The sequence below is a fragment of the Corynebacterium sp. HMSC11E11 genome (genome assembly GCF_001807025.1).
Lineage (GTDB): Bacteria > Actinomycetota > Actinomycetes > Mycobacteriales > Mycobacteriaceae > Corynebacterium > Corynebacterium freneyi.
In genome coordinates this window covers 43,092-53,242 of sequence record NZ_KV787127.1, presented here as the reverse complement: position 1 = coordinate 53,242, position 10,151 = coordinate 43,092, and the positions used below count along the sequence as shown (strand labels likewise).

The 10,151-nt window shown below is 67.4% G+C and carries 12 protein-coding genes; 4 read left to right on the top strand and 8 right to left on the bottom strand.

All coding sequences use genetic code 11. The features are described 5' to 3' along the window. From HMPREF3121_RS12855 to dut, 3 genes are all read right to left on the bottom strand, one after another. Positions 1 to 609: TRAM domain-containing protein (locus tag HMPREF3121_RS12855; protein ID WP_246816057.1), on the bottom strand; the 609-nt coding region annotated here is incomplete at its 3' end. Between the two features lie 64 nt (positions 610 to 673). Then, positions 674 to 1,474: a DUF3710 domain-containing protein gene (locus tag HMPREF3121_RS03710; protein WP_246816056.1), complete on the bottom strand. Its 801-nt coding sequence runs from the start codon at positions 1,472 to 1,474 to the stop codon at positions 674 to 676. Positions 1,475 to 1,606: 132 nt separating this feature from the next. Continuing rightward, the gene (gene dut / locus HMPREF3121_RS03705) at positions 1,607 to 2,056 is read right to left on the bottom strand and encodes a dUTP diphosphatase (protein WP_070519993.1); all 450 of its coding nucleotides are present in this window, start codon (positions 2,054 to 2,056) and stop codon (positions 1,607 to 1,609) included. Positions 2,057 to 2,199: 143 nt separating this feature from the next. Between dut and HMPREF3121_RS03700 the strand changes: the two genes are divergently transcribed. Continuing rightward, positions 2,200 to 2,718: a DUF3093 domain-containing protein gene (locus tag HMPREF3121_RS03700; protein ID WP_141742958.1), complete on the top strand. Its 519-nt coding sequence runs from the start codon at positions 2,200 to 2,202 to the stop codon at positions 2,716 to 2,718. 133 nt (positions 2,719 to 2,851) lie between these two features. Here the strand turns inward: HMPREF3121_RS03700 and HMPREF3121_RS03695 are convergent, their stop codons facing one another. Continuing rightward, positions 2,852 to 3,148 carry a DUF4193 domain-containing protein gene (locus HMPREF3121_RS03695; RefSeq protein WP_070519970.1) on the bottom strand — a complete coding sequence of 99 codons (297 nt, stop codon included), beginning with the start codon at positions 3,146 to 3,148 and terminating at the stop codon, positions 2,852 to 2,854. 168 nt (positions 3,149 to 3,316) lie between these two features. Here HMPREF3121_RS03695 and cei point away from each other — a divergent pair, with 168 nt between their 5' ends. Beyond that, a complete protein-coding gene (gene cei / locus HMPREF3121_RS03690) occupies positions 3,317 to 3,910 on the top strand; it encodes an envelope integrity protein Cei (RefSeq protein ID WP_168161363.1) in 594 nt (197 codons plus the stop codon). On the opposite strand, the gene HMPREF3121_RS03685 is transcribed toward cei, so the two are convergent. After that, positions 3,891 to 4,787: an inositol monophosphatase family protein gene (locus HMPREF3121_RS03685; RefSeq protein WP_070519966.1), complete on the bottom strand. Its 897-nt coding sequence runs from the start codon at positions 4,785 to 4,787 to the stop codon at positions 3,891 to 3,893. The genes cei and HMPREF3121_RS03685 overlap by 20 nt on opposite strands. Before the next feature lie 35 nt (positions 4,788 to 4,822). Between HMPREF3121_RS03685 and ppgK the strand changes: the two genes are divergently transcribed. Both ppgK and HMPREF3121_RS03675 read left to right on the top strand, forming a co-directional pair. Next, entirely contained in the window at positions 4,823 to 5,578 is a 756-nt protein-coding gene (ppgK, locus tag HMPREF3121_RS03680) for a polyphosphate--glucose phosphotransferase (RefSeq protein WP_070519964.1), read from the top strand. A gap of 348 nt (positions 5,579 to 5,926) precedes the next feature. Next, the gene (locus HMPREF3121_RS03675; protein WP_070519962.1) at positions 5,927 to 7,510 is read left to right on the top strand and encodes an RNA polymerase sigma factor; all 1,584 of its coding nucleotides are present in this window, start codon (positions 5,927 to 5,929) and stop codon (positions 7,508 to 7,510) included. Between the two features lie 139 nt (positions 7,511 to 7,649). On the opposite strand, the gene HMPREF3121_RS03670 is transcribed toward HMPREF3121_RS03675, so the two are convergent. The 3 genes from HMPREF3121_RS03670 to HMPREF3121_RS03660 all read right to left on the bottom strand — a co-directional run bounded on the left by HMPREF3121_RS03670 (position 7,650) and on the right by HMPREF3121_RS03660 (position 9,877). Next, positions 7,650 to 8,249, bottom strand: coding sequence for a hypothetical protein (locus HMPREF3121_RS03670; protein WP_141742957.1), 600 nt, complete (start codon positions 8,247 to 8,249; stop codon positions 7,650 to 7,652). Between the two features lie 167 nt (positions 8,250 to 8,416). Continuing rightward, the gene (locus HMPREF3121_RS03665) at positions 8,417 to 9,247 is read right to left on the bottom strand and encodes a GDSL-type esterase/lipase family protein (RefSeq protein WP_070519959.1); all 831 of its coding nucleotides are present in this window, start codon (positions 9,245 to 9,247) and stop codon (positions 8,417 to 8,419) included. A 60-nt stretch (positions 9,248 to 9,307) separates the two neighbouring features. After that, entirely contained in the window at positions 9,308 to 9,877 is a 570-nt protein-coding gene (locus HMPREF3121_RS03660) for an LPXTG cell wall anchor domain-containing protein (RefSeq protein ID WP_070519957.1), read from the bottom strand. Between the last annotated feature and the right edge of the window lie 274 nt (positions 9,878 to 10,151).

The window sequence follows — 10,151 nt, the reverse complement described above, 5'->3', positions numbered from 1 at the left end:
GGAGCCGATGACGTGGAGGACGTGGCGGGTGCCGTCGGCGTCGTGGACGACGTGGAGCTCTCCCCCGGCGGGCACGGCACCCGGCTCGCCGAGGCCGTAGGTGAGCCCGGCGACGTTTTGGGCGCAGTCGTGGCCGACGACCAGGTCGCGGGAGCGGCGTTTGCGCAGTCCCGCCCGGCCGTTGTCGTCGACGCCGAGCCGCACCCGCGTGCGCCACCCGGTGGCCGGGGCCAGTGCCGTGACGGTGGGCTCGGGCAATTCGTCGGCGTCGAAGCGGCCGATGCGGCGCAGGGCGTCGAGCAGCACGTCCCGCTTCAGCTCCACGGCGTGGGCCGGGTCGACGAACCCGAGGTCGCAGCATCCGGCGCCGGCGGCTGCGGCCTCGCAGACGGGGTCGATGCGGTGGGGTGACGCATCGAGGATTTCGACGGCCCGGCCCCTCCACAGTTTGGCGTCGGCGTCGTCAAGCTCGATGCGGACCCGCTCCCCCGGGATGGCGCCGCGGACCAGGATCACCCTGCCGTCGAGCAGTGCGATGGACTCGCCGCCGTGCGCCGGCCGGTCGACGACCGCCTCGACGATGGTGGGGCCGATGGCCGGGGTGCTCATGGGGTGTTCTCCTGGAAAGGGGATGGTGTGGACCGGCCGGCGCGGGCAGCCGACCGGTGCCGCCCTACTGGTTCGGCTGGTTCTGCTGGCCCTGCTGCGCCTGCTGCTGGGCGGCGTAGGCCTGGCGGATCTGCTCGGCCATCTGCACCGGCAGGGTCACCGGCAGCGGCTGACCGGCGGGCATGGGGTTGTTGCCGCGGCTGACGAAGCAGCGGGCCATGACGCCGCGGCCGATGTCGGCGAGCTCGTCGGCGGAGGCCACCGGGCCCGACAGCGTCAGGCGCATCATCCAGCGCGGGCCGTCGGCGCCGATGATGCGCATCTGCATCTCGTCGCGCACGCCCACGACCTCGTCGCCCCACGGGCCCTCCTCCAGGTGGACCTGCAGGCCGTCGTTGGACAGGCCCTCGGCGATCTCGCGGCTGGAGGTCTCCCACAGGCCACCCGACGTCGGGGCGGCGAAGGCGACCGGGGTGATGCGGCCGGCCCTGGTGACCACGTGCAGCATCGTCGGACCCTGCGGGCCCATCTCGACCTGAATGTCGCCGACGTGGGGCACCGCGAGCAGAACGGAACCGAGGTTGACGCTCGCCTTGGCGAAGTCGGAGAAGTCGAACTCCTCGGGCTTGGCGTCGGCGACGTCGAACGGACCGGACTCGGTGGGTAGCGCGGTGCCAGCGGCGGCCTGCTCAGACGCGGTGACCGCGCCGGCGCCGCCATCGATGGCGCTGTCGGCCGTCTCAGCCGCCTGGTCGGCTTCGGCGGCCCGGCCGGCGTCGGCGGCGGGGGCGGTGTCGTCGTTCTTCTTCTTGCCAAAGGGCCACATGGCCGGGGTCTCCCTCGTGTCGTCGACTGTCGCTGGCATTGATCGGGGATCAATGGCGTCTGCGTCGCCCGACGTTCATTCGTCGTTGATTCGGGCGTGTGGTGTTCAGGGTAACGGCAACCGCACCGCTGGGCGGGCGAAGTGCCCGGGATGCGCGTGTGCGGTCGGGCCTCAGGGGCGGCCGGTCGGGGCGCCGGCCACTCCGGTGGAACCGTGGCCGCGGTCGCCGCGATCGGTGGCGTCGAGTCCGTCGACCACGACGAAGGGGCTGAGCTCGACCTTTTGCACCAGCAGCTGCGCGATGCGGTCGCCCTTGGCGATGGTGATCGGTTCGCGCGGGTCCAGGTTGATCAGGCTGATCTTGATTTCGCCCCGGTAACCGGCGTCGATGGTGCCGGGCGCGTTGACGATGGACAGTCCGGCCCGGGCGGCCAGACCCGACCGCGGGTGGACCAGGCCGACGGTGCCGGCGGGCAGTGCGATGGCGATTCCGGTGCCCACCAGCGCGCGTTCGCCGGGTTCGAGGACGAGGTCTTCGGCGGAGGCGAGGTCGACGCCGGCGTCGTCGTGGTGCGCCCGGACGGGGGCGACGGCATCCGGGGAAAGGAGTCGCACGCGCACCGGCGCCGGTTCGGCGGCGGTGGTCGCGGCGGTGGCGTCGGCGTCGGCGGGGGCGGTGTTTCGGGTCGCGTCGTCGTTCACGCACCAGACGATACGCACCGCGGCCTCCCCGGTCCCCCGCGGGGGCGGGATGGGTAGACTCGATGCCCGTGAGCACCTCAGACGACAGCACCGTGACGGCCGCCTCCGGCAACATTCTCTATCGAGAACAGTTGTGGGTGCCCTGGTGGTACTGGGCGTTGGCGGTTCCCGCCGTCGTCGTGTGCACCGCGCAGGTCGCGTTCAACCGCAGCATCATCTGGCTCATCGTCGGCGCGGTGATCATCACCCTCATCGGCGTGTGGATCCTGGTGACCCTGTCGAAGACGAAGATCACCGTCGACGTCGATTCCACCGGCGAACGGTGGCTGCACGCCGGCACGGCGGTGCTGCCGGCCTCGGTGGTGTCGAAGTCGCTGGCCGTGCCGGAATCCGCGCACCGCAACGCGCTGGGCCGTCAGCTCGACCCGGCGGCGTTTTTGGTCACGCACAGTTGGGTGCGCACGATGGTGCTGCTCGTCCTGGACGACCCGGACGATCCGACCCCGTACTGGTTGGTGTCCACCAGGCGGCCGGAGGAGCTTCTCGACGCCTTCCTGGGCACCGACCGCCCGTCGGCCTAGCGTCACCCCGGAAGCGCCACCCTGTGTCGGTTCTCCGACCGCGACGCACGACTCGGCAAAACGCCAACGCCCCGGGCGACTCCGATTCCATTGGATCGGGTCGCCCGGGGCGTTTGTTCTGGTCCGCCCGGACTCAGGCGCAATCGCGGCAGATGGGGAATCCGTCGCCCGGGTCGTGGGCCATCATGGAGCGGTGCTGCACCAGGAAGCACGACCCGCAGGTGAACTCGTCGTCCTGACGGGGCACGACGGAAATCTCCAGCTCCTCGCCGGAAAGGTCGGCGCCGGGGAGCTCGTAGGGCTCCACGATCTCGCCGTCGTCGTCATCGGCGATGCGATTGTTCTCGCTGGCGGCCTGCAGCCCCTCGAGCGAATCGGTGGCGATGTCCTCTTCTTCGCGCGTCCGGGGCGAATCGTAATCGACAGCCATCTGTCGGCCCTCCTCCGTCGGGTCGCGGCGCAGCGTGTCGTGCGCCGTATTCCCCGCGGATACTAGGTCAACTCTAAGAATCTGTCATATCCGCAGATCACCAGGTGTTTTGAGCGGGCAATCCAGCATCTGAACGGTGTCGACGCCGCCCCGACTAACATGGTGCGCATGTCGCACCGTCTGCCGAGCCCTCCCCCGCGCCGAAAAGGCCTGCCGTACGGGATCATCGTCGGCGTCGTCGCGGTGCTCGCCGTGGTCGCGTGGTCGGTGGCGTTCACCCGTCCGGTGAAGGTCACCAACGTCGCGTGCCATCACCCCGATGCGGGGGCGGTAGTGTCGTCGACGGACCTGCTCGGCGAGGCGCCGGCGGCCCCCGGCGACATTCCGGTGCGGGTGTTCAACGCCAATGGCGAGTCGGGGCAGGCCACGACGGTGTCGGAGGGGCTGGCCGGGTTGGGCTTCACGGCGGCCGAAGGCGGGGTCGGCAATGATCCCTTGACCCCGAACCTAGATTTGGATTGTTATGGCCAACTGCGCTTCGGCGCGGGCTTCGCGGCCCACGGGGCGACGTTGCATGCGGTGTTCCCATGCCTGGAGCTCGTCCACGACGCCCGCGAGGACGGGTCGGTCGACGTGGCGTTGGGCACGGGTTTCCGGGGGCTGGACGATTCCGGCCCGGTTCGTGCGGCGATGGAGACCCTTCGGTCCGGCGAGGACGTCGATGCCGCGACGCTGCAGTCGCTCAGCGGCCGAGCGTGTTGATCGACTCCAGCGCACCCCGCGACTGAAGCGCCGCGAAGAATTCCTCCGCCACGGTCGGTGCGGCCGCGGCGACCAGTTCGCCGTCGGCGGATCCCGCCTCCGTGGCCGGGCGCTTTACGACGGCGCCGGCCTCCTCGGCGATCAGCGCCCCGGCGGTCCAATCCCACAGGTTGAGGCCATGCTCGTAGTAGCAGTCCACCGCACCGGCGGCCAGCAGGCACAGGTCCAGGGCGGCTGAACCGATGCGGCGGATGTCGCGGACGTCGGCAAGCAAATCGGCGATGAGGCCACCCTGCGCGGCCCTGCGCTGCGCCGCGTACGCGAAGCCGGTGGCGACGAGGCTGACGCCGAGGTCCGTCGGGGCGGAACAGGACAGCGGCTCCTCGCGCCCGGACGCGTCGCGCATGACCGCTCCCCCTCCCTTTGCGGCATGGAAGATGCGGCTTCCCGCCACGTCGGCCACGGCGCCGGCGACGATGCGGCCGTCCTTCTCGCAGGCGATGCTCACGCCGTAGGCGGGGATGCCGTAGAGGAAATTGACGGTGCCGTCGATGGGGTCGACGATCCACCGCACGCCCTCGGCACGGGCTCCGGCGCCGCCGGCCTCCTCGCCGAAAACGACGTCGCCGGGGCGCAGCGACGCGACGAGACGGCGGATGAGGTTCTCGGATTCCCGGTCGACGACCGTGACCGGATCGACGCGGCTGGACTTGACGTCGGTCCCCTCGGCCCGACCACCGCCGACGCCCAATTCCCGTCGCCGAACCCGGATGTGGTCGGCTGCCGCCGAGGCCAACAGTACGGCCATGGCCCGCAGATCGGCCGGAGCGTCGGCGTAGTCGGAGGTGTGGGCGGCTTCGGGGTCGTTGACGGTCATGGGCCCATTGTGCTCGTTTTCGTACAATCGGTCATATGGCAGACAACATCGGTTTTGGCGTGGACGTGGGCGGTTCCGGCATCAAGGGAGGTGTCGTCGACCTGGACACGGGCGAGCTGGTCGGCGATCGGATCAAGATCTTCACCCCGAAGCCGGCGACTCCGGATGCGGTGGCGGAAACCGTCGCGGAGATCGTGCGCATCGCCGGGTGGGAGGGCCCGGTGGGTGTGACGTTGCCGTCGGTGGTGCGGGACCAGACGGCGCTGTTGGCGGCGAACATCGACAAGTCGTGGGTGGACACGGATTGCCGCGAGTTGTTCGCCGAGCACCTGCCCGACAATCCGGCGCACGTGCTCAACGACGCCGATGCCGCGGGTCTTGCGGAGGTTCGCTTCGGCAACGAGGAGGCCCGGCGGGGGTCGGTGATTTTGCTGACCTTCGGCACCGGCATCGGTTCGGCGTTGCTTCACGACGGCCTGCTGTACCCCAATTCCGAGTTGGGCCACCTGTACATCGGCGACACCGAAGCCGAGCACATGGCATCGGCGGCGGTGAAGGAGCGCGAGGAACTCAGCTACAAGAAGTGGACCAAGCGCGTGTCCAAGGTGCTGCGGACCTACGAGGCGTTGTTCTGGCCGAATCTTTTCGTCGTCGGCGGCGGAATCAGCCGAAAGCACGAGAAGTGGGTGCCGCTGCTGGAGTGCCGCACCCCGGTGGTTCCCGCGAAGTTGCACAACAACGCCGGTATCGCAGGTGCCGCGTTGGCGGCGGCCACCGGACTGCTGCCGTAATAGTTTCGGGGCTCGTCTCCCCTCGTTGAGGCGGGTCCCGATGACCGATTCATGCATTGCCAAGGCAACCCCGCACGGGGGGACGCCGAGGTGATCGTCCCCATTGGGTTACACTGGGGAGTTGATTCACGGACGGTTGAACATGACTAAGGCGGGGCGGCAGGGCCGGCACCCGCGATACGGCAACCGAGATTCGTGGCACGAAACATCGACATTGCAGACATTTGTCCGGCGGTGGCGCTCATCGGGCGCCCCGTCCCCCGGTGACCGGGTCAGGGATCATCGGGGCCGCGCACCGGTTCAGTCCGGCTCGCCGGCGGCAATCGACATCATCGTGAAAGGGCTTTCGTGACAGCCAAAGAATCCGAGCAGCCGAACGGCCAGGGCACTGCGGGCGGCTCCGCCGACTCGCCCGCCCCGGCCAAGAAGGCCGTGAAGAAGGCGATCAAGAAGGCCGTGAAGAAGACGGCGGCCAAGAAGACCGCCGCGAAGAAGAGCGCGGTCAAAAAGACGGCGGTGAAGAAGACCGCCGCGAAGAAGGCGGCTCCGGCCACTGCGGCGACTGCCGCCACGGAGGCGTCGTCAAGCGAGGCGGAGACCACCGCAACCGCGGCACCGGCCAAGAAGGTGGCGAAGAAGGCGCCCGCCAAGAAGACGACGGCGAAGAAGACCACGAAGAAGGCCGCGGCGAAGAAGACGGCCGCCAAGAAGACCACGGCGAAGAAGGCCACCGCGCGCAAGACCGCGGCGAAGAAGACGGCGGCGAAAAAGACCGCAGCCAAGGCCACCAGCGCGGCCGCGAAGGACAAGTTGGCCGCCGAAGCCCTCGAGGACGAAGAGCTCGAGGAGGACGACTCCGACCTGTCGATCGACGGCGAGTTCGACCCCGAGCTCGACGAGGGCGACGACTCCGACGACGACACCGAGGAAGAGTCGGACACCGTCGACGAGGTGTGGAACGAAGACGAGTCCGCCGCGCTGCGCCAGGCCCGCAAGGACGCCGAGCTGACCGCATCGGCCGACTCGGTGCGCGCGTACCTGAAGCAGATCGGCAAGGTCGCGCTGCTGACGGCGGAGGAAGAAGTCTCGCTGGCCAAGCGCATCGAGGCCGGCCTGTACGCCCAGTACAAGATCGATCAGGCCAAGGAGTCCGGCGAACGCCTCGCCCATGTTCTGCGCCGCGATCTGCGGGAGATTTCCCGCGACGGGCAGCGCGCCAAGAACCACCTGTTGGAGGCGAACCTGCGTCTGGTGGTGTCGCTGGCCAAGCGGTACACCGGCCGCGGCATGGCGTTCCTGGACCTCATCCAGGAAGGCAACCTCGGTCTGATCCGCGCGGTGGAGAAGTTCGACTACTCCAAGGGCTACAAGTTCTCCACCTACGCCACGTGGTGGATTCGTCAGGCGATCACCCGCGCGATGGCCGACCAGGCGCGCACCATTCGCATTCCGGTGCACATGGTGGAGGTCATCAACAAGCTCGGCCGCATCCAGCGCGAGCTGCTGCAGGACCTTGGCCGCGAGCCCACCCCGGAGGAACTGGCCAAGGAGATGGACATCACCGAGGAGAAGGTCCTCGAAATCCAGCAGTACGCCCGTGAGCCGATTTCCCTGGACCAGACCATCGGCGACGAAGGCGACAGCCAGCTCGGTGACTTCATCGAGGACTCCGAGGCGGTCATCGCCGTCGACGCGGTGAGCTTCACCCTCCTGCAGGATCAGCTCGGCGACGTGTTGGAGACCCTGTCGGAGCGCGAAGCCGGCGTGGTGCGCCTGCGTTTCGGCCTGACCGACGGCATGCCGCGCACCCTCGACGAAATCGGCCAGGTCTACGGCGTCACCCGTGAGCGTATCCGTCAGATCGAGTCGAAGACGATGTCGAAGCTGCGCCACCCGTCGCGTTCGCAGGTGCTGCGCGACTACCTGGAATAGGGCGGCACTCCCCCGCCCCTACGCGTACGAAGCAACATCGCGCCCATCACCGGTTGGTGATGGGCGCGATGTTTTTGCGTCGCGGTGCGGCCGCTGATCCCGCCGCAATGCGGCGGTTGGCTCAACCGCAGAGCGGCCGTCAGTTGGCGAACTTGCGAACCGCGATCAGGGCGGCGCCGAGCATGGCGATCAGGCCACCACCCAGCAGGAACATCCAGGCCTCAACACCGGTCTGGGCCAGACCGGACGGAGCGTCGGCAGCCTTGTTGATCTCGGCGGGAGCCGGCTTGGTCTCATCGGCACCCTTGCCGTCGGCCTCCGGCTTCTCCGGAGCCGGGGTCTCCTCCTCGGCCGGAGCCTCGGGGGCCTCCGGAGCCGGGACCTCGGGGACCTCGGGGGTCGGCAGCTCAATGCCCGGGGTATCCAGGCCGGACGAACCGAGAGCAGACGAACCCAGGGCGGACGAGCCCGCAGCAGACCCGGCAGCGGAGGAGCCGACGGCCGACGATCCCAAAGCAGAGGAGCCCAGCGCCGACGAGCCGAGCGCGGAAGAGCCGAGAGACGACGAACCAGAAGAGGATGCAGACGAACCCAGCGCGGCCGAACCGGCCACGACGCCACCGATGATGATGGGCAGACGTCGGGAGTCACTTACCGCCGACGCCTCCGAGGGCGCCATCGCCAGCAGCATCGACGCCGCAACACCTGCGGCAAGAGCCCGGCGGCCAAACTTTTTCATGTTGAATTCCTTTCAGAGGTCAATTCCCAATGGACTCGGTAAAATTACCACACAGACCTTTTATAAAACGATTATGTGATGATTACCATACCTTAACGGGGGTATCACGTAACCATAACGGGGGCATTAAGTGGGTGAGGCGAACCACTAGCGCACCCTACGTAAGGCTAGCCCCTATACGCCTCGGCAATTGCGTCCGCGAACACGCCACTACCCTTGAAGGTCAAGTGATTTCCCATGTTGTACTGGTACACATCGGAATCGATGACCGCAGAAACGTTGCGTTCGCCATCCGGCGCGCACATTCCCGCCTCAACGTTGGAGCGATCCTTCATATTGAGGAACATCACGCCCGTTTCGGCTGCCGCCCTCACCTGCCTGTTCTGCACGGCATTCTCCGCAGCGTTGACCATCGGCATCGACACCTGAGGAGCAAACCCGAATACGTTCACCGGACATCCGTAATGCGAACCATCCCGGGAAGTGAATTCCGGATAACCGACGATCATGATCTTCGCGTTGGGCGCAGCCTGCTGGACCTTTTCCACCGCCATCACCATGGCCGTGTGGAACATCTCATCTTGGAACGCCGTGGGCGTCCACGATGCCTGGAAGGCGTCATTGGCCCCGGCGAGCAGCGTGACCAATTTGGTGTCCGAATCCAGGGCTCCGGACCTGACAGCAGCGTCGACCTGATTGTTCAGGTACTTCGGTGTTGGAGTAAACACCACCGTTCCGTTGCAGGTGTAGTCCCTCAGTTCCAGGTCAACCTGGTTCGCCACGAGCCGGGAGATGTTGCGCACCGACTGCGCACAGCCGCCGGCCCCCACCTCCACGGGAGACATCTGCCCCGCGTCAGCGGGGTACGAGTCACCGAACGCGACGTAATTGCCCGCAGGAGACGCCATGGCGTGAGGGGCGACAAATGCAGAGGCAACCACCAGTCCGGCGACGCCAACCACCGACAGTGCCCGCTTGCACACGGATCGCTTGGTCATTGAATTTCGTGATTCTTTCTCTAGATCGATGCCGTCACAAAAGCAAATGCCCGCAGGAAGCTACTTCGCGAACTTGCGGAGGACGATCAGAGCAGCACCGAGCATGGCGGCGAGACCACCAGCCAGGAGGAACATCCACGCCTCGACACCGGTCTGAGCCAGGCCGGAGGGAGCCTCGGCGGCCTTGTTGATCTCGGCGGGAGCCGGCTTGGTCTCCTCGGCAGCCTTGTCTTCGGCCTCCGGCTTCTCCGGAGCCGGGGCCTCCTCCTCGGCCGGAGCCTCGGGCTTCTCTGGCACCGGGAGCTCCGGAACCTCAATGCCCGGCGTGTCCAGGTTGGCGGAGCCCAGCGAAGCGGAACCCAGGGCAGCGGAGCCGGCGGCACTGGAGTCAACCGCAGACGAACCCAGGGCCGACGAACCCAGCGCCGAGGACCCAGCGGCGGACGAACCCAGCGCCGAGGAGCCCAGAGCGGAGGAACCGAGAGCCGACGAACCCCCGATGACGATGGCGGCGATGTCCAGGCCGGACTGCGCCTGCGCTCCAGCAGTCGGCGCGGCGATCGCCGCCCCCGACACGAGCATCGACGTCGCGACACCCACGGACGCGACGCGGCGAGTGATCTTCTTCATACTAGCTTCCTTCCGGCGGTCAATTCTTGACGGACTACTGAATCTTACGAAAGCGTTATTTAATTTGATACTTAAAGAGCGCCGTTCGGGTGCCCCCGCAGATGAGTTCCACAACTCATTAGACATGACTTTGAATTGGCCCCCCATTTTGCAATAATCCCAGCCAGTTCCGGGCCAGGCGCACCTTTCGTCGCCGGCAGATCGGCTTGAGAAGCACATCACCCGGCGATCACGACCCGACCATGCCAAAGGCGGCGCACCGCCCCACCGGTGC

Excerpts from the sequence above, each read along its gene's own strand:
- HMPREF3121_RS03710 (WP_246816056.1), bottom strand. The coding sequence starts at position 1,474 with ATGCCAGCGACAGTCGACGACACGAGGGAGACCCCGGCCATGTGGCCC.
- HMPREF3121_RS03700 (WP_141742958.1), top strand. The coding sequence starts at position 2,200 with ATGCCCGTGAGCACCTCAGACGACAGCACCGTGACGGCCGCCTCCGGC.
- HMPREF3121_RS03695 (WP_070519970.1), bottom strand. The coding sequence starts at position 3,148 with ATGGCTGTCGATTACGATTCGCCCCGGACGCGCGAAGAAGAGGACATC.
- cei (WP_168161363.1), top strand. The coding sequence starts at position 3,317 with ATGTCGCACCGTCTGCCGAGCCCTCCCCCGCGCCGAAAAGGCCTGCCG.
- HMPREF3121_RS03685 (WP_070519966.1), bottom strand. The coding sequence starts at position 4,787 with ATGACCGTCAACGACCCCGAAGCCGCCCACACCTCCGACTACGCCGAC.
- ppgK (WP_070519964.1), top strand. The coding sequence starts at position 4,823 with ATGGCAGACAACATCGGTTTTGGCGTGGACGTGGGCGGTTCCGGCATC.
- HMPREF3121_RS03670 (WP_141742957.1), bottom strand. The coding sequence starts at position 8,249 with ATGAAAAAGTTTGGCCGCCGGGCTCTTGCCGCAGGTGTTGCGGCGTCG.
- HMPREF3121_RS03665 (WP_070519959.1), bottom strand. The coding sequence starts at position 9,247 with ATGACCAAGCGATCCGTGTGCAAGCGGGCACTGTCGGTGGTTGGCGTC.
- HMPREF3121_RS03660 (WP_070519957.1), bottom strand. The coding sequence starts at position 9,877 with ATGAAGAAGATCACTCGCCGCGTCGCGTCCGTGGGTGTCGCGACGTCG.